Raw genomic sequence first — 23449 nt, forward strand, 5'->3', positions numbered from 1 at the left:
GCGTGACGGGGCGGTCACGGCCCCCTGCGCGGCTGCCGATGTAGACCTGCGTGAAGTGGACGACGGCAGCCGTGCCCATCGGCGTGGTGGCGATCGTCCTCATGCTCGTGGTGCCGATGCCCGCGATGCTGCTGGACCTGCTCATCGGGCTGAACATCGCCGCGTCGCTGCTGATCCTGCTGGTCGCGATGTCGATCAAGCGGCCGCTGGACTTCGCCGTCTTCCCCTCGGCCATCCTCATCGCCACCCTGCTGCGGCTGGCGCTCAACGTCTCCTCGACGCGCCTGGTGCTGTCCGACGGCTACGCCGGGGCGGTCATCGAGGCCTTCGGCCACTTCGTCATCGGCGGCTCGCTGGTGGTCGGCCTGGTGGTCTTCCTGATCCTGGTCGTCATCCAGTTCGTGGTGATCACCAAGGGTGCCGAGCGCGTCGCCGAGGTCGGCGCGCGCTTCACCCTGGACGCGATGCCCGGCAAGCAGATGGCCATCGACGCCGACCTGAACGCCGGCCTGATCACCGAGGCGCAGGCCCGCAAGCGCCGCGCCGAGGTCACCGCCGAGGCCGACTTCTACGGCTCGATGGACGGTGCCAGCAAGTTCGTCAAGGGCGACGCCATCGCCGCCATCATCATCGTGCTGGTCAACCTCATCGGTGGGCTGACCATCGGCATGGTGCAGAACGGCATGGACGCCGGCACCGCGGTGAGCACCTACTCGCTGCTGGCGGTCGGCGACGGCCTGGTCTCGATGGTCCCGGCGCTGCTGCTCTCGACCGCGACCGGCATCGTGGTCACCCGCTCGGCCGCCGACGGCGAGCTCGGCGAGGACCTGCTCGGCCAGCTCGGCCGCACCAAGCAGCCGCTGCGCATCGCCGGTGCCGGCCTCCTCGCCCTGGGCCTCATCCCGGGCCTGCCCAAGCTGCCCTTCCTGCTCACCGGCGCGGTCATGTTGTTCCTGGCCACCCGGGTCAAGGACACCGTCCCCGAGGACGAGGACGCCGCCGCCCCGGCCGCCGACGAGCCCTCCCCGGACTCCCCCGAGGCCATCGCCGAGAAGATGCGCGTCGACCCGCTGGAGCTCGAGGTCGCCTTCGACCTCGTCGAGCTGGTCGACACCGCGCGCGGCGGGGACCTGCTGGACCGGGTCAAGGCGCTGCGCCGCAAGGTCGCCATGGACACCGGCCTGGTCATCCCGCTGGTGCGCACCCGCGACAACCTGGACCTGCCCGCCTCCCAGTACGTGGTGTGGCTCAACGGCGTCCCGGTCGCCAAGGGGACGTCGCCGGCGGGCACCGTGCTGGCCATCGGCGACTCGCTGGAGGGCCTGCCCGGCAAGCCCACCCGCGAGCCGGTGTTCGGCCTGGCCGCCAAGTGGGTGCCCGCCGAGCTGCAGCGCCAGGCCGAGATGGCCGGCGCGACCGTCGTCGACCGGTCCTCGGTCATCACGACCCACCTGGCCGAGGTCGTGCGGCAGAACGCCGCGCAGCTGCTGGGCCGCGAGGACGTGAAGCTGCTGCTGGAGATGGTTCGCCGCTCGCACCCCGTCGTCGTCGAGGAGCTGACCGGCGGCGGGCTGTCGCTGGGCCAGGTGCAGCAGGTGCTGCAGGCGCTGCTCGAGGAGGGCGTCTCGATCCGCGACCTGGTCCGGATCTTCGAGGCGCTGTCCCTGCGCGCCAAGACCGCCACCGACATCGACAGCCTGGTCGAGGCGGCGCGCGCGGCGCTGGGGCCGGCGATCAGCCACCCCTACGTGACCGCGGACGAGAAGCTGTACGTGATGACCCTCGACCCCGGCCTGGAGCAGCGGCTGCTGTCCGCGGTCCGGCAGGGCGAGCAGGGTGCCGTGCTGGCCCTGGACGCCGGCATGGTCGACGCCCTGGCCCGCGGGGCCAGCGACCTGCTGGACGACGCCGAGAAGCTCGGGATCACCGCGCTGCTGGTCTGCTCCCCGCAGGTCCGCCCGGCGCTGTCCCGGCTGATGCGTCAGGTGGTGGCCCGCTGCACGGTCATCTCCTACGCCGAGGTCTCCCGTACGGCCCAGATCGAGACGATCGGAGTGGTGAACGGTGCCGTCGCACTTGCCTGAGCCGCCGTCCGGGGCGACCCGGGACGAGGCCATCGCCGCCGCGCGCGAGGAGTACGGCTCCGACGTGCGGATCCGCGGCGTGCGCCGCATCCGCACCGGGGGCGTCGCCGGCTTCTTCAGCCAGGAGCGCTACGTCGCCGACGTCGTGCTCCCCGCGGGGACCGCGGCCACGCCCGCGGCGTCGGCCCCCCAGGCCGCCGCGAAGCCGACGGCGAAGGCCGCCCCGGCCGCGAAGGCCGCGAAGGCCGCGAAGGCCGCGAAGGCCGCGAAGGCGGCCAAGCCCGCGAAGCCCGCCAAGGCGTCCGGGCCGCAGGTCGCCCCGGCCCGCGCCGCGACGCCGGTCGTGGTCGCCGAGGTGCCCGCCGCCGGGCTCTCCCAGGCCGACGTGATGGCCCGCTGGCCCTCCGCCGGGCTGTCGGTGGACGACCTGCTCGAGGTCGCCCTGCAGGTCCGCGACGCCCAGCGCAGCGCCGACGACACCCCGACCGGCGCCATCCCCGCCGTCGACCCCGTCGACGAGCTGACCGACCTGCTGGGCTCGCCCGCCGACGCCGACGTCGACGTGTACAGCCCGGCCTCGCTGGCGCGGTCCGCCGCGCCCGCCCCGCGCCGGGCCGCCGCGCCGCGCCCGGCCGACACCGGGTCCACCGCGGAGCCCGCGCGGACCGGGTGTCGCCCGATCGCGACCCGCCGGGAGGAGGAGCCGGCCGCGCCGGCCGCGCCGGCGTGGGAGCGCACCTCGCGCACCGCGCCCGCGGCCGAGGAGCCGGCGGCCGAGGTGGCCGACGAGCAGGCGCCCCCCTCCCCCTTCGCCGCCGCGCTGATGCGCGTGGTGACCCAGGACGACGAGGTGGAGGCCGCCGTGGCCGACGCCGAGCAGCAGGAACAGGAGCAGCGGGTGGCCGCCGAGCAGGACCAGGCGCCGGTCGCGGCCGCCACCGACCGGCCCGCCGCCGACCCCGTCGTCGACCGCGCCGCCGCCGTGCGCGCGGCGGCGCTCCGGGCCGAGGCGCAGGCCGTGGCCGCCGCCCGCGCCGACGCCGCCCGGCGCGAGGTGCTCGCCGCCGAGCTCGCCGACGCCCCCGCCCTGACCGCCGGCCCGGCCGCGGCCGGGGAGGTCGTCGCCGTCGTGGACACACCCGCCCCTGCCACCGCCACTGCGTCCCGCACGCCCGAGGAGCGCCGGGCCGCCGCCCGGGCCCGCGCCGAGGCCCGCCGTGCCGCGCGGGAGGCCCGCGCGGCCGGGGCCGCCCCCGCGGCCGAGCCGGCGCCCGCCGCCGCCCCGGCCCCCGCGGAGCCGGTCTGGGACGCCACCACCATCATCGAGCTGGCCCCCCGGCCCGGTCGCCCCGCGGCCGCGCAGCGGCCCCCGGCCCCCGCGGCCGCACCGGTGGCCACCCCGCCCGCCGCCGAGGCACCCGCTGCGGCCCCCGCGCCGGCGCCCACCAAGGTGACCTCGGCCCGGGCCGGCGCCGCCCAGCTGCGGGAGGCCGCCATCCGCGCCGCCGGCGAGCTGGCCGAGCGCGCGGCCGCCCCGGCCGGGCCGGCACCGGACCTGCTGGACGAGTTCGTCGACCCGGAGCTCGCGGCCCCGGCCGCCCCGGCCCCCGTCGCCGCAGCGGCCCCGGCCGCTGCCTCCGCCGAGCCCTCGCTGCAGGAGCGCGCTGCGCGCCTGCGGTCCGTGCTGGCCGCCGCGACCCCGGGTGCGGCACCGGTCGCCCCGGCCGAGGTCGCCGGGGAGCAGGCCCCCGCCCGCCGCAGCCTCCCGGCGGTCCCGCCGGCCGCGTCCTCGGCGGCCCGCCGCGCCGCCGAGGCCGAGGCCGAGGCCGCGCGGCTCGAGGCGGAGCGGGCCGAGGCGGAGCGGGCCGAGGCGGAGCGGGCCGCCGCCGAGGCAGCCCGGGTCGCCGCCGAGCAGGCCGAGGCCGCCCGCATCGAGGCCGGGCGGATCGAGGCCGAGGCCGCCCGCGTCCGGGCCGAGCAGGCCGCCGCCGAGGCGGCCCGGGTCGAGGCGGCCCGTGTCGAGGCGGCCCGGGTCGAGGCGGCCCGTGTCGAGGCGGCCCGTGTCGAGGCGGCCCGTGCCGAGGCCGAGCGCCTCGCCGCCGAGCGGGCCGAGGCCGCCCGGCTCGAGGCCGAGCGGGCCGCCGCCGAGGAGGCCCGGGTCGCTGCCGAGCTGGCCGAGCGCGTCCGGGCCGAGCAGGCCGCGGCCGAGGCCGCCCGCGTCGAGGCCGAGCGCGCCGCCGCCGAGCTGGCCGAGGCCGCCCGCGTGGAGGCCGAGCGCATCGCGGCGGTCCGGGCCGCGGAGGAGCGGGACGAGGCCGCCCGGGTGGCCGCTGAGCAGCGGGCCGCCGAGGAGGCCGCGCGCGCGGCCGAGCAGGCCGAGGCGGAGCGGGCCAAGGCGCGCCAGGCGCTGGCCGCCCGCACCGCCCAGGAGGTCGAGGACGCCGCCGGTCGCCGGCGCACCCGCGCCGAGCGCCGCGCCGCGGCCGAGCTCGCCCGCGCCGGGGTGGTCGTCCCGGCCCCCGGGCGCACGCCCGCCCCTGCCGCCGCCGAGGTGGCCGAGGTGCCCGAGGTCGACCCGCTGTGGGGCACGCCCGTGCGTCGTCCGGCAGAGGTCGCCGAGGTCACCGCGGTGGTGGAGGCCGACGGCGGCCGGCACCGCGGGGTGCCCGCGGCCGAGGTCCCGCCCCCGCTCGCGGTGGCCGAGCCGGTCGAGGGCGAGCTCGTCGACGTCCCGCCGCCGGGCTTCCCGGCCGGCTCGCGGTACGACGAGGTCCTCTTCGGCGGCACGCGGTCCACGCCCCGCGCTGCGCAGGCCGACCCGCTGGAGGCACTGCGCGCCGCCGCGCTGGCCGGCGGGTCGGTCTCCCCGCGCCGCCGCCGCGCCGACAGCGCCGGCCGGCACCGCACGGCCCCCACCCAGGTCGACATGCCCGCGGTGGGTGCGGCGCGGCTGACCGCGCTGGAGGACCCGTCGGAGGCGACGTCGGGCTTCCTCGACGTGCTGCAGGCCGTGGCCGACAGCGACTTCGCGGCCCCCGTGCCCGCCGAGGCACCCGAGGTCCCCGAGCTGCTGGTGCAGGAGATGGCGCACGAGATGGCCGCCGGCATGGCCGAGGAGCTCGCCCGCACGGCGACCGACCTGCCGATGACCGCCGACGCCACCACCGTGCTCCCGGGCCTGGCCGCGGTCGTGCCGGCGTCGGTGCCCCGGGTGCGCGGCCACCGGCCGCCCGTCCCGGCACCCTCGGGCCGGTCGCGCTCCCTGCCGCCGCACCCCTCCACGCGGATGCGCGGCACCCGCGGCGACGACGGCGACCGCTGGGCCACCATCACCCACCTGGTCCCCGTCACCGACGACGCCTCCCCCGCCGACAGCGGCGTGGCCGGGCTGGCCGCCCTCGGCGTCCCCGCCGCGGTGCTCGGCGCCGACTTCGCCGCCGACGCCTCGCGCCGCGGGACCTTCGCCGCGCTGGCCTCGGCCCTGGGCCGGGCGCTGCCCGCCGCCCCGGCGATGCCGTCGGAGCCCGGTGACGTGCTCGTGGTCGTCGGCCCCGGCGCCGAGGCCCTGACCGCCGCGCGGGCGCTGGCCGTCGCGCTGCGGCTGGACCCGGCCCGGGTGCAGTGGTGCACCCGCGGCGCGCTGGCCGGCCTGGTGCCCGCCGACGTGCAGGTGGCCGGTGCCACCGCGGCCGCCGACCGCCGCGCGCAGGCCGCCGCCGCCGACGTCCCGACCGTCGTCGCCGTCGACGTCCCGCTGGGCGACGCCGGTGGCGCGTGGGCGGCGCAGATGCTGCAGGCGTGGTCGGCGACCGCGGTCTGGGGCGTGCTGGACGCCACCCGCAAGCCCGGTGCGCTGCGCACCTGGCTCGCCGGGCTGCCGCGCGTGGACGCCGTCGTCGTCACCGACACCGACACCGCGCCCGACCCGGCCACCCTGCTCGACGGCCTGCCGGTGCCGGTGGCCGTCGTCGACGGCGCCCGGGCCACCCCGCACCGGTGGGCCGCCCTGCTCTGCGAGCGGCTGGCCGGTCGGCAATGAGCCCGCTGCGCTGGGACGTCCTCGGCGCAGCGGCGCTCTTCGCCGTCCCGGTCCTGCTGCTGGGCGCGCTGGGCACGCTGGACACCGACGTCGTGGTGGCGCGGCTGCCCTGGTGCCTGCTGGCCGGCTGGGTCGTCAGCTCCCTGCTGCGTGCGGTGTTCCCGGCCCCCAAGCCGGAGCCGAAGGGACGCCGGCGCCCGCACCCGGCGGTCGAGGCCGCCGAACCCGCCGACGCCTGACGCGGCGGCGGGTCCGGGCGGACCTCAGAGCGGGATGTCCTCCAGCATCTCGGTGACCAGCGCGGCGATCGGCGAGCGCTCCGAGCGGGTCAGCGTGACGTGCGCGAACAGCGGGTGGCCCTTGAGCGCCTCGATGACCGCGGTGACGCCGTCGTGCCGGCCGACCCGCAGGTTGTCCCGCTGCGCGACGTCGTGGGTGAGCACCACCCGCGAGTTGGTGCCCAGCCGCGACAGCACCGTCAGCAGGACGCCGCGCTCCAGCGACTGCGCCTCGTCGACGATCACGAACGAGTCGTGCAGCGACCGGCCGCGGATGTGGGTGAGCGGCAGCACCTCGACCAGGTCGCGCGCGAGCACCTCGGTCAGGACGTCACCGCTGACCAGCGCGCCGAGGGTGTCGAAGACCGCCTGCGCCCAGGGCGCCATCTTCTCGCCCTCGGACCCGGGCAGGTAGCCCAGCTCCTGGCCACCCACGGCGTACAGCGGCCGGAAGATGACCACCTTCTTGTGCGCCCGCCGCTCCATCACCGACTCCAGGCCCGCGCACAGCGCCAGCGCCGACTTGCCGGTCCCGGCCCGCCCGCCCATCGACACGATGCCGACCTCGGGGTCCAGCAGCAGGTCCAGCGCGATCCGCTGCTCGGCGGAGCGGCCGTGCAGGCCGAACGCCTCGCGGTCGCCGCGCACCAGCTTGACGTGCTTGTCGGCGGTCACCCGGCCCAGCGCCGAACCCCGGGAGGACAGCAGCACCAGCCCGGTGTGCGTGGGCAGCTCGGCCGCGGCGGGCAGGAACGCCGTCCCGGCCTCGTAGAGCCCGGCGATCTCCTCCTCGGACAGCGACAGCTCGGCCATCCCGGTCCAGCCCTGGTCGACCGCACCCAGCGCGCGGTACTCGTCGGTCTCCAGGCCCACCGCCGCGGCCTTGACCCGCAGCGGCACGTCCTTGGTGACCAGGCAGACGTCGCGGCCCTCGGCCCGCAGGTTCAGCGCGACGACCATGATGCGGCTGTCGTTGCTGTCGTTGCGGAAGCCGGCCGGCAGCACCGAGGCGTCGGAGTGGTTCAGCTCCACGTGCAGCGTGCCGCCCGCGTCGCCGACCGGCACCGGGGCGTCGAGCCGGCCGTGCTGCACGCGCAGGTCGTCGAGCATGCGCAGGGTCTGGCGGGCGAACCACCCGAGCTCGGGGTGGTGCCGCTTCTCCTCCAGCTCCCCGATGACGACCAGGGGCAGGACGACGTCGTGCGCGCCGAAGCGGGCCAGGGCACCCGGGTCGGACAGCAGGACGGAGGTGTCGAGGACGTAGGTGCGGCGGCTGCTCACGGATCGACTCCCAGGAGGCGCAGGACGCGCCACGCATCGAAGGTGACCGGGTCCCGGCTCAGGGGCCGGGAACCGGCCCCCTGGTTCGACTGCGAGCAGCGGACCAACCGGGCCTCCCGTGTCCGGGGAGGCGGGCTCCCCTGACACCGGGAACGCTACGGCCCGGAAGTGTCCGGCGCGTGACGGGACACACCACGTCACCCGGGGGAGTTGTTCAGCCGCTCTCCTTGCGGAACTGGGAGGTCCCGTACCAGGCGCCCAGGGCCGCGAGGACGACGGTGAACAGCAGACCCCACCCCACGTCCGGCGCTCCGAAGTCACCGGCGAACAGCGCCCGGGCGCCGTCGACGATGTGCTTGAACGGGACGACGTCGGACACCGCCTGCAGCCACCCCGGCGCCAGCGTCATCGGCAGCAGGATCCCCGACAGCAGCAGGACCGGGAACAGCACGACGTTGAGCAGCGGGGCGAAGGCGTCCTCGCTCTTGAGCGTGAGCGCCAGCGCGTAGCTGACCGCGGCCAGCGACCCGCCGAGGACGGCGACCAGCGCGATGGTCAGCGCGACCCCGCCGACGGAGGCGTCCAGGCCGAAGGGGACGGCGACCAGCACCAGCACCACGCCCTGGACGGCGAGCACCAGCACGTCGCGCAGCACCCGGCCCAGCAGCAGCGCGGCCCGCGGTGCCGGGCTGACCCGCTGGCTCTCGATCACCCCGGCGCGGTACTCCGCGATCAGGCTGAACCCGACGAACGCGGTGCCGAACAGCCCCAGCTGCACGAGGATCCCGGGCACGAACACCTGGTAGGCGTTGGCCCCGCCCAGCTGGCCGGCGATCGGCTCCAGCAGCGGGCCGAACAGCACGATGTAGAGCACCGGCTGCATGAGGCTGATGACCAGCCAGGCCGGGTTGCGCAGCGAGGTGCGCATCGCCCGGCGGAAAATCGTCCCGGTGTCGCGGACCAGCGTGCTCACGCCTGCGCCCCCTCGGTCTCGGCGGCCGGCTGCTGCTCGCCGTCGCGCAGCGAGCGGCCGGTGACGGTCAGGAAGACGTCGTCGAGGCTGGGCCGGCGGCTCTCCACGCCGTCGACCTCGATGCCGGCGGCGTCCAGGTCGCGCAGCAGGGTGACCAACGCGGCGCCGCCGGCCGGGACCCGGCAGCTGACCCGGTCGCCGTCCACGGTGGGTGCCTCGGCGCCGGGCAGGCCGGCCACCCGGCCGGCGATCTCGGCCGCCCGCGGCGAGGTCAGGGTGAGCAGGTCGCCGCCGACGGAGCTCTTCAGCTCGTCCGGCGTCCCGGAGGCGACGATCGTGCCCTTGTCGATGACCAGCACCCGGTCGCAGAGGGCGTCGGCCTCGTCGAGGTAGTGCGTGGTCAGGAAGACGGTCGTGCCGCGCTCGCTGCGCAGGCCCTCGATGTGCTGCCACAGGTTGGCCCGGGCCTGCGGGTCCAGGCCCGTGGTGGGCTCGTCGAGGAACACCAGGCCGGGGACGTGCACCAGGCCCATCGCGATGTCCAGGCGGCGCCGCTGGCCGCCGGACATAGCCTTCGGCTGGCGCTCCCACAGGCCGTCGAGGTCGAGCTCGGCGAACAGCTGCTTGCCGCGCTCGGTGGCCTCGGCGGTGCTCACGCCGTAGAGGCGGGCGTGGCTGACCAGCTCCTCCCCCGCCCGGTTCTCCGGCGCGGTCGACCCGGCCTGGGAGACGTAGCCGATGCGGCGGCGCACGCCGACCGGGTCGGTGAGCAGGTCGCAGCCGGCCACGGTCGCCGTCCCGGCGGTGGGGGCCAGCAGCGTGGTGAGCATGCGCATGGTGGTGGTCTTGCCGGCCCCGTTCGGGCCCAGGAAACCGACGATCTCGCCGGCCTCGACGTCCAGGTCGACCCCGGCGACGGCGACCACCTCGGTGGTCTGCTTGCCGCGCTTCTTGCGGAACGTGCGGGACAGCCCGCGGGCGTGGATCACGCCGGGGAGCCTAGGACCATCCGCGCCGAGGTCGTAACGAAATCAACGCCCACAGCACGGGCAGCAGCAGCACCGGCCACTGCAGCGCCAGGTCGCCGACCCACAGCAGCAGGACGACGAGGAAGACCAGCAGGCAGACCGAGGTCCACAGGCCCAGCGTGCGCTTCTCGGCCGGGGTGCGCCTCAACCCTGCGTCTCCGCGGCGATCCGGGCCGGGGTCAGCGGCTCGTCGAGCAGCCGGAGGAAGCGGTCGGCCACCGGCTGGTCGGCCGGGCGGGCCCGCAGCCAGCCGGCCAGCAGGTCGTAGCCCTCGACGTAGGTGGTGATGTACGCCCGCCACAGCGGGTGGGTGAGGAAGCGCAGCTGCTGCACCGCGCGGTCGTGGCTGACCAGCGACCACCGCTGCAGGTGCGCGACCACGTCGTCGGACGAGGCACCCTGGTCGTGCAGCATGATCGCCGCGTCCTGCCGCACCCGGTTCAGCGGTGCGGCCGCTGCGGCCACCCGCTCGGCCAGCTCGCCGTCCAGCCGCAGGCCCAGGTCGGCCAGCACCTCGGCCGCCCACGGCCCCCACCCGTCGCCGACCGCGGCCTCCAGGCCCAGGTCGGCCAGGCCCTCGGCCATCAGGCACTCCGGGGTGTTGACCAGGAACACGGTGTGCTCCAGGTGCTGGTCGCGCTCGACCAGACCCATCTCCTTGCGGCAGTGCTCGGTGTGGTGGCCGGGGTAGGACTCGTGCGCGACCAGGTGCGGGAGCTGGCTGGTGCGGTGCGGCAGGTCGGCGTTGATCGCCACCCGCGAGCGGTAGTCGCCCGCGTAGTAGTTGAAGCCCGACCACGGCTTGTCGGTGACCACCTCGTAGGCGACGGTCTCGACGTCGGGCAGGCCGTAGGAGCTGCGCACCCGGTCGCGCAGCGCGCTGGACAGCGCGTGCACCGCCTCCTCCAGCTTGGCCGGCGGGCACTCCTCGCGCCGCCGGTGCTGGGCGTACCGCTCGGCCAGCGTCCCCGAGCCGGGGAGCAGCTCCTCGAGCTCGGCGTGCGCGGCGGCGTAGGACGCCTCGTCGCCGAGGGCGACGTCGACCTGGAAGTAGGCCCGGACCTCCTCGCGGAAGCCGACCGGCTCGTCGCCCATCTTCCGGGCGGTGCACTCCAGGGCGGTCAGCTGGCCGCGCAGGTGGGCGACCCGGTCGGCCGGCAGGTCGCTGGAGCCCAGCTCGCGCAGCAGCCCGCGGGCCTGGTCGCGCAGCTTCTCCGGCGTGGGTGCGGGTTCGTCGGCCACCGCGGCCCGGATCCGCCGGTCGCCGGTGTAGGCGTCGACGAACCCCTCCTCGAGCCGGTCGAACCGCAGCCCCAGCCGCACGTACTCCAGGGGGACGTCGACCGCGCCGTTGACCATGGCGGTCAGTCTCCCAGCCGCGCCGTCAGCCGCCGAAGCGGCGCTGCCGGGCGGCGTAGTCGCGCAGGGCCCGCAGGAAGTCCACCCGGCGGAACTCCGGCCAGTAGACGTCGGTGAAGTAGAACTCCGAGTGCGCGGTCTGCCAGAGCAGGAAGCCCGACATCCGCTGCTCGCCGCTGGTGCGGATGACCAGGTCGGGGTCGGGCTGGCCGCGGGTGTAGAGGTGCTCGGCGATGTGCTCGACGTCGAGGACCTCGACCAGCTCGGGCAGCGTCGTCCCGCGCTCGGCGTGGGAGGCCAGCAGCGAGCGGACGGCGTCGGCGATCTCGCGCCGCCCGCCGTAGCCGACCGCGAGGTTGACCGTGGCGCCCGCGCGCCCGCGGGTGTCCTCCTCGGCCTGCTTGAGCACCGCGGCGGTCTCGGCCGGCAGCAGCCCGAGCGCACCGACCGCGTTGAGCTGCCAGCGGCGGTCCGGGCCGGAGAGGTCGGCGGCCACGCCCTCGATGATGCGCAGCAGCGGGGTCAGCTCGGGCTCGGGCCTGGCCAGGTTGTCGGTGGACAGCAGGAACAGCGTGACGACCTCGACGCCGGCGTCGTCGCACCAGCCCAGGAAGTCCGCGATCTTGTCCGCGCCGCGGCGGTGGCCGTCGTTGACGTCGTCCAGCCCGGTGGCGCGGGCCCAGCGGCGGTTGCCGTCGACGATCACCCCGACGTGCCGGGGCACGGCGGCGCGGTCGAGCCGGGAACCCAGGCGCCGCTCGTAGAGCGTCGTCAGCACATCGCGCAGCTGCTCGCGTGCCCCCACGGCGGGTAAGCCTAGGTGTCCGGTGTGCGTCCGCGGCAGACCGGACGGCGACCGACCTCACACGGGCCCCGGCCGCTCGACTGCTGCACGGCGTGCCGCACCCCGCCGGACCGCCGTAGCCTCGGTGCATGAGCCTTCCGCACCGGCCGTCGGAGACCGTCGAGGTGTCCTCGGACGGTGCTCTGCTGCAGGCCCCGCCCGGCGAGGCGCAGGCCGCCGTCCGCGAGGAGGGCGAGCAGGTCGGCGCCGTCCGCACCGGGGACTGGGCCGTCGCCGACTACCGCGACCCCGACTACGACCACCCCGACACCCGCCCCCGGCTGCGCGGCTGGCTGCACCTGTTCGCCAGCTTCGGCGCCGTGGTCGCCGGCGCCGTGCTCATCCCGCTGGCCTGGGTCGAGGGCGGGGTGCGCGCCGGCCTGCCGGTGTCGGTCTACTGCCTGACCATCCTCGGCCTGTTCGGCATCTCCGCCGCCTACCACCGGCGCCGGTGGTCACCGCGCGGCTGGAAGCTGATGAAGCGGCTCGACCACTCGATGATCTTCCTGTTCATCGCGGGCACGTACACGCCCTTCGCCGCGCTGTCGGTGCCCCACCCGACCAACTGGTGGATCGCCGGCGTGGTGTGGGGCGGTGCGCTGGCCGGCGTCGCGCTGAAGATGGCCTGGCCGACCGCGCCCCGGTGGCTCGGCGTGCCGATCTACCTCGCACTGGGCTGGGTCGCGGTGTTCGTGCTGGTGGACATCCTGCAGCTGGCCGGGGTGGCCGCGATGGTGCTGCTGGCCGCGGGCGGGCTGCTCTACTCCGTCGGCGCGGTCGCCTACGCGACCAAGAAGCCCAACCCGTGGCCCGGCGTCTTCGGCTACCACGAGGTCTTCCACGCGATGACCATCGTCGCCGCCGCCTGCCACTACATCGCCGTCTACTTCGCGATCTACAACTCGCCCTACGTCTAGGGGGTCGGCGCCGCGGGGGCCGGCTCGGCGGTGGGCTCCGCGGGGGCCGGGAACACCTCGTCGACCTCGTTGCCGTACTCGTCGTAGCCGGTGACGACCTGCGCCTGCGGGTAGGCGTTGGCCGGCTGCGCGGGCACCGAGACCTGCGGCTCCACGGTCGTGCCGTCGCCGGTCCAGTCGGACAGGTTGTCGATCGGGCGGCCGTCCTGGTCGTAGAGCAGCACACCGGTGAGCGGGGTGCCGTCGGGGCCGTACGGGACGATGTTGGTGATCGGGGTGCCGTCCTCGTGGGTCAGCGTGGCGGGCCCGGAGTCGTAGGACACCTCGGCCGGGTAGTACTCGGTGGTGCTGCGCTGGCTCGCCAGCCCGACGACCGCCACCAGCGCGCACAGCGCCAGACCGACGTTGAGGAACCCGCTCGCGTGGGTCAGCGGCGCCCCGGCCGCGCGGGCCCGCAGGCCCGTCCGGACCGACCAGGCGACCGCGGCGCCGGTGACGACCCAGCCGACCGGACCGAGGCCGAGGGTGGGCAGCGGGAGACCGACCTGCCCCAGGAACACGGCCTCGACCGCGGCGACGGCGGCCCAGCCGCGGACCACCCACCAGGCCGGCCGCAGCTCGGGCAGGAAGTCGCGGACGGCGACGACCGCAGCGTGGTCGCCCCACCTCTCCTGCAGCTGCTGCCGGACACCGCGCCGGCCCCGCTCGGTGACCACCGTCGGCTCGGGCAGGTCCGCCGCGCGCCGCAGCTCGGCGGCGTACGCGGCCGGCGACCCCAACCGCTCGTCCAGCGGCCCGGGGGTCTCCGAGGCCACCTCGACGAGGTGCTCCTCCAGGTCCTCCAGCAGCTCCTCCAGCCGGGCCGCCGGCACGTCGGCGAGGGCCTCGCGGACCTGCCGGGCGTAGGCCGCGACCTCCGGGTCGGTCGACGTGGGTGCGCTCATGCCGCCACCTGCTCCCCGGCGAGCAGCGCCGCCATCGTGTCCGCGAACCCCGTCCAGGTCTTGGTCGAGGTGGTGAGCTCGGCCCGCCCGGAGGGGTTGAGGCCGTAGTACTTGCGGTGCGGGCCCTCCACGGACGGCACCACGTAGGAGGTCAGGTGCCCGGCGGCGTAGAGCCGGCGCAGGGTGCCGTAGACCGAGGCGTCGCCGACGTCCTCCAGGCCCGCGGCCCGCAGCCGCCGGACGACGTCGTAGCCGTAGCCGTCCTCGCCGTCCAGCACCGCGAGCACCGCGAGGTCGAGCACCCCCTTGAGCAGCTGGGTGGTGTCCATGCGCCCTCCTCCTGTGTGTGCGCTGCACGGTACTGCACATCGCGCAGTAGCCCGCACCGAGAGCTACCGGCGTGTCGAGACGGTCCCGTCCCGTCGCGGGACCCCGGCACAACCCCGACGATCGACCCGGACCGCGGGACCCCGCGGCGCTCGAGGAGAGGGCACCCGAATGACGCAGTACAAGGACTACGACGACGTCCTCGCGGGGAAGTGCCCGTTCGGCGGCGACACCCTGGGCGGGGCGCAGGGCTCCTCCCCCACCCTGTCGGACTGGTACCCGCACCGGCTGCGGGTGGAGGTGCTGCACCGCGACGGCGCCGCGGCGAACCCGCTGTCGGACGAGGACTACGCGCAGGCGTTCGCCACGATCGACCTGCCGGCGCTCAAGGACGAGATCAAGCAGTTCCTCACCACGTCGGTGCCGTGGTGGCCGTCGGACTACGGCAACTACGGCCCGCAGATGATCCGGATGGCCTGGCACTCGGCCGGCACCTACCGCATCGCCGACGGCCGCGGCGGCGCCGGGCAGGCGATGCAGCGCTTCGCCCCGATCAGCAGCTGGTGGGACAACGGCAACACCGACAAGTCGCGCCGGCTGCTCTGGCCGATCAAGCAGAAGTACGGGGTCGCCATCTCGTGGGCGGACCTGATGGTGCTCACCGGCAACTGCGCGCTGGAGATCATGGGCTTCCCGACCTACGGGTTCGCCGGTGGCCGCCGCGACGCCTGGGAGGCCGACGACGCCACCTGGTGGGGGCCCGAGCACATCGACATGACCGCGCCGAGCTCCTACGACGACATGGTCAGCCGGGACGAGCGCTGGGTCGGTTCGCCCGGGGACGCCGACTACGGACTGCAGCAGCCGCTGGCCGCCTCGCACCAGTCGCTGATCTACGTCAACCCCGAGGGCCCCGAGGCCAACGGCGACCCGGCCGCCTCCGCCGTCGACATCCGCATCACCTTCGGCCGGATGGCGATGGACGACGAGGAGACCGTCGCCCTCATCGCCGGCGGCCACGCCTTCGGCAAGAGCCACGGCGCGGTGGCCGCCGACCGGATCGGCCCGCCGCCGGAGAACGCCCCGATGGAGGCCATGGGCCTGGGCTGGCACAACCCCGAGGGCGCGGGCAACGGGGCGGACACCATGACCAACGGCATCGAGGGCTCCTGGACGCCGAACCCGACGACGTGGGACAACGCCTACCTGGAGAACCTCTTCCGGTTCGAGTGGGAGCAGACCCGCTCCCCCGCCGGTGCCCTGCAGTGGACGCCGACCGACCCCGACGCCCCGAGGACCCCCGACGCGCACCGCGAGGGCGTCGAGCACCCGCTGATGATGATGACCAGCGACATCGCGCTGAAGGTCGACCCGGTCTACCGGGAGGTCTGCGAGCGGTTCCTGGCCGACTTCGACGCGTTCACACTGGCCTTCTCCAAGGCCTGGTACAAGCTCACCCACCGCGACATGGGCCCCAAGGCCCGCTACCTCGGGTCCGAGGTGCCGGCCGAGGACCTGCCCTGGCAGGACCCGCTGCCCGCGCCGGTGCACGCCCCGCTGGACGCCGCCGGCACCGCCGCGCTCAAGGAGGCCATCCGCGGCACCGGCCTGTCGACCTCCGACCTGGCCTACACCGCCTTCTCCTCCGCGGTCACCTACCGCGACAGCGACAAGCGCGGCGGGGCGAACGGGGCCCGGCTGGCCTTGGCCCCGCAGAAGGACTGGGTGGTCAACCGCCGCACGGTGCCGGTGGTCGAGGCGCTGCGCGGGGTGGCCGAGCAGGGCGGGGCGAGCCTGGCCGACACGATCGTGCTCGCCGGGTGCGTCGCCGTCGAGGACGCCGCCCGCGCGGCCGGCCACGAGGTCGCGGTGCCCTTCACCGGCGGCCGGGTCGACGCCACGCAGGAGCAGACCGACGTCCCCACCTTCGAGTGGCTGGCGCCGCTGTCCGACGGGTTCCGCAACTACGCGCAGGCCGACCTGACCGAGGTCACCCCGGTGTCGCCGGAGCAGCTGTTCCTGGACAAGGCCAGCCTGCTGGGGCTCAGCGCACCGGAGTGGGTGGCGCTGACCGGCGGGCTGCGTGCGCTGGGCTGCAACCACGACGGCACGGGCACCTTCACCGATCGGGTCGGGACGCTGTCGACCGACTTCTTCACCACGGTCCTCGACCCCGACCTGCAGTGGCGCGCACTTGACGACTCCGGGCTGCGCTTCGTCCTCGAGGACCGGGAGTCCGGCGAGCAGCGCCACGAGGCCACCCGCGACGACCTGGTGTTCGGCGCCAACGCGCAGCTGCGCGCGGTCGCCGAGGTCTACGGCTCGGCCGGCGGCGAGGCCCGCTTCGTGCGGGACTTCGTCGCGGTCTGGGACAAGGTGATGATGGCCGACCGCTACGACGTCAGGGCCGGCTGAGCACCGACCTGCGCGCCGGGGTCACCCGGCGCGCAGGTCCGCCGCGGCGAACGGCGGCCGGCCGTCCAGGCGCACGGACAGCCGGCCGGCCGCCCGCCACACCCGGGCGACGGCGTCCCGGTCCTCGTCGGTGACCAGGTTGCCCATGACCCGCAGCGCGACGGTCATGAGCGCGCGGGACCGCATGCCGACCGGACCGGCCGCGGGCAGCAGCCGGGGCACGGTGAGCAGGCCGGCCAGCCGGCGGGCGATGGAGAACGCCTCGCCGTAGTGCCGGCGCAGGGTCGCCGGCCACGCCAGGGTCCAGTCGGCCTCGTCGAGCAGTCCGGCCAGGGTGCGGCCGGTCTCCATGCCGTAGTCGATGCCCTCGCCGTTGAGCGGGTTGACGCAGCCCGCGGCGTCGCCGACCAGCGCCCAGTTCCGCCCGGCGACGCCGGAGACCGCCCCGCCCATCGGCAGCAGCGCCGAGGCCGGTGCGCGCACCTCGCCGTCGAGCTGCCACTCCTCGCGGCGGCTGTCGGCGTAGTACTGCAGCAGCGGCTTGAGCTGCACCCCGGCCGGGCGCTTGGCGGTGGCCAGGGTGCCGACGCCGATGTTCACCTCGCCGTCGGACAGCGGGAAGACCCAGCCGTAGCCGGACAGCAGCTCGCCCTCGGTGCCGCGCAGCTCCAGGTGGCTGGAGATCCACGGGTCGTCGCTGCGGCCGCTGGCCACGTAGCCGCGGGCGGCCACGCCGTAGGCGGTCTCGCGGTGCCACTCCCGGCCGAGCACCCGGCCCAGCGGGGAGCGCACGCCGTCGGCGACCACGAGCCGGCGGCAGGACACGGTGCGGCCGTCGGCGAACCGGACGGCGCTGACCCGGTCGCCGTCGCGCTCGACGTCGACGGCGCGGGCGTCCTCCATGCCGACCGCGCCGTCGTCGAGGGCGACCTGGCGGATCCGGGCGTCGAGCTCGGTGCGCGGGACGGCGCTGCCCCGGTCGGGCAGCGAGCCGCCGGGCCAGGGCAGGAGCAGCTCCTGGCCGAACCCGGCGGCGCGCAGGCCGCGGTTGGTGCCGTGCGAGCGCACCCACTCCCCCAGGCCGAGCTGGTCGAGCTCGGCGACCGCGCGCGGGGTGAGCCCGTCGCCGCAGGTCTTGTCGCGGGGGAAGGTGGCGGCGTCGGCGAGGACGACGTCGTGGCCGGCCCGGGCGGCCCAGGCGGCCGCCGCGGAGCCGGCCGGACCCGCGCCCACGACCAGGACGTCGGTGCTGTCGGTGCTGCTCACGCACCCAGTGTCCCTGGTGCGCGGCGGCCCGCTCAGTGCAGCTGCGGGCCCTGGGCGCGGACCTCCTCGACCGAGGCCATGGCCGCCCGGAGCTGGGTCAGCCACTCGTCGGCGTGCTGGCCGACCAGGCGCACCGACCAGGCCAGCGCGTCGCTGCGGGAGCGGGCCACGCCGGCGTCGACGAGGGTGTCGAGCACCAGCCGCTCGCTCTGCCGCAGCCGGGTCATCACCGGTGCCGAGACGGTGGTGAACAGCTCGGTGGTCTCGCCGCAGGTGGCACCCCAGGAGACGGTCCGGCCGAAGCGCTCCTGGGCGGCCGCGGCGATCGCGACCCGCTGGGCCCGGGTGTCCTCGCGGAAGCGGGCGATCCGGCCGGCGGCCGCCGCGGCGGCGTCCTCGGCGCCGTCCGGTGCGGGGACGGTGACCACGACGGTGATCTCGTCCCGGTCGACGGTCAGGTCGGGGGCGACCGCCGTCCAGGCGTCGGGCAGCCGGCCGGCGAACCAGCCGGCGACCTCGGCGCGGTCCACCGGCGGCGGGGCGTCGGCGCCGCGGCCGCGACCCGCGCCGCCGGGACCGCGACGGCCGCCGCCGCGACCGGGGAAGCCGCGGCCGCCGCCGGCGAAGGCGTCGGCGAAGGGGCCGCCGCGGTGGTGCGGATGGGGGGTGAAGGGGGGACGCATGGCGCTCTCCTGTCCTACGGAGGGCCCGCAGATCGGGTCCTGCTGTGCATCACTGTAATGACGTAATCAAGTGAGCGCCATGATCGTCAGCCGGTGCGCTCCGGGTCGGCCGGGGCGTTCTCGCCCTCGTCGGGTTCGCGCTCCTTGCGGCGCAGCAGCAGGGAGGTGATGCCGAGCAGCAGCACGAGCACCCCGAGCACGCCGATCTCGACGATCCGGTCGGCGAACCCGCCGGTCCCCACGGCGCCGGCGGCCTCGACGCTGAGCACCACGATCTCCTTGATCGAGGCGATGATCCCGACCAGCAGGAACGGCTCGGCGATGAGCTCGCGCTTCTCCACCGTGGTGCGGACGGCGAACAGCAGCTCGACGACGATGAACACCAGGAGCAGGACGTCGAGCAGCTCCAGCACCGGGGTCTCGCTGAAGTCCGAGACCAGCGCCCAGGTGCTCTTCCCGGCCAGCACCAGCAGGACCAGCGCCGTCACCACGAGGAACAGCGCGATGCCGGCGTAGACGACGTTCTCCGCCAGCTCCAGCACCCGGGTGCCCACCCGGCCGAAGCCGGGCGGGTGCTGCTCGTCCTTGCGTCGGTCGGTGCGTCGGTCGGCCACGGCGTGATCATGCGGTCTGGCCGTGACCTGCGCCTCAGGACGCGGCGGTGGGCCCCTCGTCCGGGTCGGTGCGGCGGGGTGGCTCGATGGCCAGCGGCTGCCGCCGCAGGGTCTCCAGCAGCTCCTCGCCCGCCCGCGGCTCGAACAGCTCCGAGGCGTCGTCGGGGACGACGACGGCGGGCTGCTCGGGGTCGAAGCTGCGCGGCACCCGCTTGAGGTGCTTGCCCATCGACCGGCCCAGCAGCAGCACCGCGACCAGCAGGACGACGGTGAGCAGCAGGCCGAGCGGGCCGGACTTGCCGACGTCCTCGGGCAGCTGCTGCTCGACCGCCAGGACCACCAGGCCGGCGTTCATCGGACCCCCACCTCGCTGCGGATGCCCGCGAACAGGTCGTCCTCGGGCGTCGTGCTGTCGACCGTCGAGCGGGCCAGCTCGAAGTCCTCGGTCGGCCAGACCCGCTGCTGCATGTCCATCGGGGTGGAGAACCAGCGGCCGGTGGGGTCGATCTGGGTGGCGTGCGCGATCAGCGCCCGGTCGCGGATGCCGAAGTACTCACCGCACGGCACCCGGGTGGTCACCCGGTGGGAGATGTCCTTGGCCGGGTCCCAGTTCTGCAGCATCTCGGCGTAGGGCGAGTCCAGGCCCGCGGCCAGCATCGCCTCGTGGATCGCCTTGGTGCGGGGCAGCGTGAAGCTCATGTTGTAGTACAGCTTGCTGACCTGCCACGGCTCGCCCAGGTCGGGGTAGCGGTCGGGGTCGGCGGCGGCCTCGAAGGCGTGCACCGAGATCTCGTGGGTCTTGATGTGGTCGGGGTGCGGGTAGCCGCCGCGCTCGTCGTAGGTGGTCATCACCTGCGGGCGGAACCGGCGGATGAGCGCGACCAGCGGGGCCGCGGCCTCCTCGAGGGGCACCAGCGCGAAGCAGTCCTCGGGCAGCGGCGGCAGCGGGTCGCCCTCGGGCAGGCCGGAGTCGACGAAGCCCAGCCACTCCTGGCCGACGCCGAGGATCTCCCGGGCCGCGGCCATCTCCTGGGCGCGGATCTCCGGCAGCCGCTCGAGGACGTCGGGGCGGTCCATCGCCGGGTTGAGCACGGAGCCGCGTTCGCCCCCGGTGCAGGTGGCGACGAGGACGTCGACGCCCTCGTGCACGTACTTGGCCATGGTGGCCGCACCCTTGCTGGACTCGTCGTCGGGGTGGGCGTGCACCGCGAGCAGGCGCAGCTGGTCGGCGTGGGTCACGCCTTCCATGGTCCCACCCGGGCGAGGGGGACGGCGCCGCACCCGGGTCCCGCTGCAGGTGCGCTGGGCCACAGCGGGGTGTTAGCTTGTCCGTTCGACCGCAGCCGCTCCCCGCACCGGGGGGCGGCTCTTGAGTTGTAGGAGCCGTGATCGTGTCCACGACCGACGAGCAGGACCAGGGCGTCTGGCTGACCCAGGAGGCCCACGACCGGCTGAAGGCCGAGCTCGACGAGCTGGTCGCCGGGCGGCCCGCGATGGCCGCGGAGATCAACGCCCGCCGCGAGGAGGGCGACCTCAAGGAGAACGGCGGCTACCACGCGGCCAAGGACGAGCAGGGCAAGCAGGAGGGCCGGATCCGCCAGCTCACCGACCTGCTGCGCAAGGCCCGGGTCGGCGAGCCGCCGAAGACCGCCACCGACGCCGCCCTCGGCACGGTCATCACCATCGCCTTCGACGGCGACGAGGACGACACCGAGAAGTTCCTGCTGGGCTCGCGCGAGATCGCCGGCACCACCGAGCTGTCGGTGTACTCCCCCGAGTCCGCGCTGGGATCGGCGATCCTGGGCGCCAAGCCCGGCAGCTCGGTGACCTACACCGCGCCCAACGGCAAGGACATCACCGTCAAGGTGCTGGCCGTCGAGCCCTTCGTGCCCTGAGGCAGACGCTGAGCGAGCACGACGTCGACGACGACCCCGGGGGCCCGCGCCCCCGGGGTCGTTCGCGTCGGCGGGAGAACACGACCTTCGCGTGCGTGCACTGCGCGCGCACGGTGCCGGCCAACACCGACGGGCACTACCGCAACCACTGCCCGTTCTGCCTGTGGTCGCTGCACGTGGACGTCGTGCCCGGCGACCGGGCCTCGACCTGCCGGCAGGCCATGGAGCCGATCGGCCTGGTGGAGAAGTCGGGCAAGGGCTGGCAGGTGGTGCACCGCTGCACCGCCTGCGGCCACCGCCAGCCCAACCGCCTGGTCCGCGACGGCGACGCCCCCGACGACCTGGACCTGGTGCTGGCGCTCCCCTGGTTGTGAGGACCTGGGCGTGGACCCCGCCGGGCCGGCTCAGCCCAGGCCGCGGCGGGCCAGCAGCGGGGCCGGGTCGGGGTCGTGCCCGACGACGTCGCGGAAGGCGCCGATCGGGTCGACCGAGCCGCCGCGGGAGAGCAGCTTGTCCCGGAAGGCGTCGCCGTTGGCCCGCGTCAGGCCGCCGTTGGCCTTGAACCACTCCACGGTGTCGGCGTCGAGCACCTCGGACCAGATGTAGGAGTAGTAGCCCGCCGCGTAGCCCCCGGAGAAGACGTGCTGGAAGTACGTCGTCCGGTACCGCGGCGGGACCAGGTCGTACGCCACACCCGCGGCCTCCAGGGCGGCCGCCTCGAAGGCCTGCGGGTCCTCGACCACGGTGTCGGGGCCGATCCGGTGCCAGGCCTGGTCGAGCAGGGTCGCCGCCAGGTACTCCAGGGTGGCGTGGCCCTCGCCCCACAGCGCCGCGGCCTCGATGGCCGCCACGACCTCGCGCCCGAGCGGCTCACCGGTCCCGGTGTGCCGGGCGTAGTGGTCGAGCACCTCGGGCCACAGCGCCCACATCTCGTTGACCTGGCTGGGGAACTCCACGAAGTCCCGCGGCACGCTGGTGCCGGAGAACCGCGGGTAGGTAACCGACGAGGACAGCCCGTGCAGGGTGTGGCCGAACTCGTGGAAGAGGGTGGTGACCTCGTCCAGGGTCAGCAGCGTGGGCTGCCCGGCCGCCGCCCGGGTCACGTTCATGACGTTGAAGACCACCGGCACGGTGCCCAGCAGCCGCGACTGGGAGACGAAGGAGCTCATCCACGCCCCACCGCGCTTGCCGTCGCGGGCGAAGAAGTCGCCCAGGTAGAGCCCGACCGGCTCACCGGCGGCGTCGGACACCTCCCACACCCGGACGTCGGGGTGGTAGCCGGGCAGGTCCGGCCGCGGGGTGAACGTGTAGCCGTAGAGCAGCCGGGCGGCGTGGAAGACGCCGTCGACCAGCACCCGGTCGAGCTCGAAGAAGGGCCGCAGCGCGGTGGTGTCGACGGCGTAGCGGTCGCGGCGGACCTGCTCGCTGTAGTAGGCCCAGTCCCAGGCGGCGAGCTCGACGCCGTCGGCCTCGGCCAGCTCGGCGAGCACCTCGCCCTCGGCGCGCGCGTTGCGCACCGCGGGGGTGACCAGGGTGGCCAGCAGCTCGTCGACCGCCGCCGAGGTCCCCGCGGTCTGGTCGGCGGCGACCAGGTCGGCGTGGGTGTCGAACCCGAGCAGCCGGGCGCGGACCGCGCGCAGGTGCGCGATCTCCGCGGCGACCGGCCCGTTGTCGTGCTCGCCGGCCGACGCCCGGGTCACCGACGCCTCGTGCAGCCGCCGGCGCAGCTCGCGGTCGTGCAGCTTGGCCATCGCCGGCTGGCCCGAGGGCAGCACCAGGGTGAGCAGGTAGCCCTCGCGGCCGCGCTCGGTGGCCGCGACCCCGGCGGCCTCGACCTCGGCGTCGGAGAGGCCGGCCAGCTGGGCGCGGTCGGTGACGAGCACCGCGGCGGCCTCGGTGGCCACCACCAGGTTCTGGCCGAACGTGGTCGACAGCCGGGAGAGCTGCTGGTTCAGCTCGCGCAGCCGGTCGCGGCCGGCCTCGTCGAGCCGGGCACCGGAGAGCACGAAGTCCAGGTGGTACCGCTCGACCAGCCGGACGGCCTCGGGGTCCAGGCCGTGGTCGCCGGCCTGCACCTGGTCGTGCACGGCGTCGATGCGGGCGAACAGCTGCGGGTCCAGCCGCAGCGCGTCGGCGTGCGCGGCGGACAGCGGGGCCACCTCGCGCTCGATCTCGCGCAGCCGGTCGGAGGAGTTCGACGACGACAGCGCGTAGAACACCGCCTGCGCCCGGCGCAGCAGCGCACCCGACCGCTCCAGCGCCACGACGGTGTTGTCGAAGGTGGCCGGCGCCTCGCTGCCCGCGATGGCCGCCACCTCCGCCCGCTGCTGGGCCATCCCGGCCAGCAGCGCCTCGCGGCAGTGCTCGAGGGTGAGGTCGGTGAACGGCGGCAGCCGGTGCGGCAGCGTCGAGACCTCGGCCAGCGGGTTGTCGGCGGACAGGGCGGTGGGGGCGGGCTCGGCCGCGGGCGTGCTCATCGCCGCCCAGTCTCCGCCTGCTCCC

Annotated in this window: 21 protein-coding genes; 7 read left to right on the forward strand and 14 right to left on the reverse strand. The window is 75.4% G+C overall.

What is annotated here, in order from left to right; genetic code table 11:
• The first annotated feature begins 50 nt into the window (after positions 1-50).
• Genes flhA through BM158_RS08640 form a run of 3 tightly spaced genes read left to right on the forward strand, consistent with a single transcriptional unit; the run spans position 51 to position 6362 of the window.
• Entirely contained in the window at positions 51-2084 is a 2034-nt protein-coding gene (gene flhA / locus BM158_RS08630) for a flagellar biosynthesis protein FlhA (protein WP_091556749.1), read from the forward strand.
• A complete protein-coding gene (locus BM158_RS22035) occupies positions 2077-6123 on the forward strand; it encodes a hypothetical protein (protein WP_207506336.1) in 4047 nt (1348 codons plus the stop codon). Before flhA ends, BM158_RS22035 begins: the two co-directional genes overlap by 8 nt.
• The gene (locus BM158_RS08640; protein WP_091556751.1) at positions 6120-6362 is read left to right on the forward strand and encodes a hypothetical protein; all 243 of its coding nucleotides are present in this window, start codon (positions 6120-6122) and stop codon (positions 6360-6362) included. The genes BM158_RS22035 and BM158_RS08640 overlap by 4 nt, the downstream gene beginning before the upstream one ends.
• Before the next feature lie 24 nt (positions 6363-6386).
• Here BM158_RS08640 and BM158_RS08645 read toward each other — a convergent pair whose 3' ends face one another.
• The 6 genes from BM158_RS08645 to BM158_RS08665 form a co-directional block, all read right to left on the reverse strand.
• Positions 6387-7682, reverse strand: coding sequence for an RNA 5'-3' helicase PhoH2 (locus tag BM158_RS08645; protein ID WP_091556753.1), 1296 nt, complete (start codon positions 7680-7682; stop codon positions 6387-6389).
• A 214-nt stretch (positions 7683-7896) separates the two neighbouring features.
• On the reverse strand, positions 7897-8655 hold the full coding sequence (locus BM158_RS08650) for an ABC transporter permease (protein ID WP_091556755.1): 759 nt from the start codon (positions 8653-8655) through the stop codon (positions 7897-7899).
• Positions 8652-9644, reverse strand: coding sequence for an ATP-binding cassette domain-containing protein (locus BM158_RS08655; protein WP_091556757.1), 993 nt, complete (start codon positions 9642-9644; stop codon positions 8652-8654). The genes BM158_RS08650 and BM158_RS08655 overlap by 4 nt, the downstream gene beginning before the upstream one ends.
• A 10-nt stretch (positions 9645-9654) precedes the next feature.
• A complete protein-coding gene (locus BM158_RS21745) occupies positions 9655-9831 on the reverse strand; it encodes a hypothetical protein (protein ID WP_165628871.1) in 177 nt (58 codons plus the stop codon).
• The gene (locus BM158_RS08660; protein WP_091556759.1) at positions 9828-11042 is read right to left on the reverse strand and encodes a DUF885 domain-containing protein; all 1215 of its coding nucleotides are present in this window, start codon (positions 11040-11042) and stop codon (positions 9828-9830) included. The genes BM158_RS21745 and BM158_RS08660 overlap by 4 nt, the downstream gene beginning before the upstream one ends.
• Positions 11043-11067: 25 nt before the next feature.
• Complete coding sequence (locus BM158_RS08665; protein WP_091556761.1) at positions 11068-11847, reverse strand: isoprenyl transferase; 780 nt, start codon at positions 11845-11847, stop codon at positions 11068-11070.
• 128 nt (positions 11848-11975) lie between these two features.
• Here BM158_RS08665 and trhA point away from each other — a divergent pair, with 128 nt between their 5' ends.
• Entirely contained in the window at positions 11976-12803 is an 828-nt protein-coding gene (gene trhA, locus BM158_RS08670) for a PAQR family membrane homeostasis protein TrhA (protein ID WP_091556763.1), read from the forward strand.
• On the opposite strand, the gene BM158_RS08675 is transcribed toward trhA, so the two are convergent.
• Entirely contained in the window at positions 12800-13747 is a 948-nt protein-coding gene (locus BM158_RS08675) for a hypothetical protein (RefSeq protein WP_091556765.1), read from the reverse strand. The genes trhA and BM158_RS08675 overlap by 4 nt on opposite strands.
• A complete protein-coding gene (locus BM158_RS08680; RefSeq protein ID WP_091556767.1) occupies positions 13744-14076 on the reverse strand; it encodes a PadR family transcriptional regulator in 333 nt (110 codons plus the stop codon). The genes BM158_RS08675 and BM158_RS08680 overlap by 4 nt, the downstream gene beginning before the upstream one ends.
• Positions 14077-14245: 169 nt before the next feature.
• On the opposite strand from BM158_RS08680, the gene katG reads away from it, so the two are divergent.
• Positions 14246-16489 (forward strand): catalase/peroxidase HPI, encoded by a 2244-nt coding sequence (gene katG, locus BM158_RS08685; RefSeq protein ID WP_091556769.1) that lies wholly within the window; start codon positions 14246-14248, stop codon positions 16487-16489.
• A gap of 21 nt (positions 16490-16510) precedes the next feature.
• Here the strand turns inward: katG and BM158_RS08690 are convergent, their stop codons facing one another.
• From BM158_RS08690 to mca, 5 genes are all read right to left on the reverse strand, one after another.
• Positions 16511-17755: a geranylgeranyl reductase family protein gene (locus tag BM158_RS08690; protein ID WP_091556771.1), complete on the reverse strand. Its 1245-nt coding sequence runs from the start codon at positions 17753-17755 to the stop codon at positions 16511-16513.
• Between the two features lie 32 nt (positions 17756-17787).
• The gene (locus BM158_RS08695) at positions 17788-18438 is read right to left on the reverse strand and encodes a hypothetical protein (protein WP_229827744.1); all 651 of its coding nucleotides are present in this window, start codon (positions 18436-18438) and stop codon (positions 17788-17790) included.
• A gap of 86 nt (positions 18439-18524) precedes the next feature.
• The gene (locus BM158_RS08700; RefSeq protein WP_091556773.1) at positions 18525-19052 is read right to left on the reverse strand and encodes a phosphate-starvation-inducible PsiE family protein; all 528 of its coding nucleotides are present in this window, start codon (positions 19050-19052) and stop codon (positions 18525-18527) included.
• A gap of 34 nt (positions 19053-19086) precedes the next feature.
• Positions 19087-19407, reverse strand: a complete 321-nt coding sequence (locus tag BM158_RS08705) for a hypothetical protein (RefSeq protein ID WP_091556775.1) — start codon at positions 19405-19407, stop codon at positions 19087-19089.
• The gene (mca, locus tag BM158_RS08710; RefSeq protein ID WP_091556776.1) at positions 19404-20291 is read right to left on the reverse strand and encodes a mycothiol conjugate amidase Mca; all 888 of its coding nucleotides are present in this window, start codon (positions 20289-20291) and stop codon (positions 19404-19406) included. The genes BM158_RS08705 and mca overlap by 4 nt, the downstream gene beginning before the upstream one ends.
• 152 nt (positions 20292-20443) lie before the next feature.
• On the opposite strand from mca, the gene greA reads away from it, so the two are divergent.
• Positions 20444-20947: a transcription elongation factor GreA gene (gene greA / locus BM158_RS08715; RefSeq protein ID WP_242657464.1), complete on the forward strand. Its 504-nt coding sequence runs from the start codon at positions 20444-20446 to the stop codon at positions 20945-20947.
• 8 nt (positions 20948-20955) lie between these two features.
• Positions 20956-21321, forward strand: coding sequence for an RNHCP domain-containing protein (locus tag BM158_RS08720; protein WP_091558589.1), 366 nt, complete (start codon positions 20956-20958; stop codon positions 21319-21321).
• Between the two features lie 30 nt (positions 21322-21351).
• Here BM158_RS08720 and BM158_RS08725 read toward each other — a convergent pair whose 3' ends face one another.
• Positions 21352-23424 (reverse strand): M3 family metallopeptidase, encoded by a 2073-nt coding sequence (locus BM158_RS08725; RefSeq protein ID WP_091556779.1) that lies wholly within the window; start codon positions 23422-23424, stop codon positions 21352-21354.
• Between the last annotated feature and the right edge of the window lie 25 nt (positions 23425-23449).

It is taken from the genome of Klenkia taihuensis (assembly GCF_900112525.1).
GTDB classification, from domain to species: domain Bacteria; phylum Actinomycetota; class Actinomycetes; order Mycobacteriales; family Geodermatophilaceae; genus Klenkia; species Klenkia taihuensis.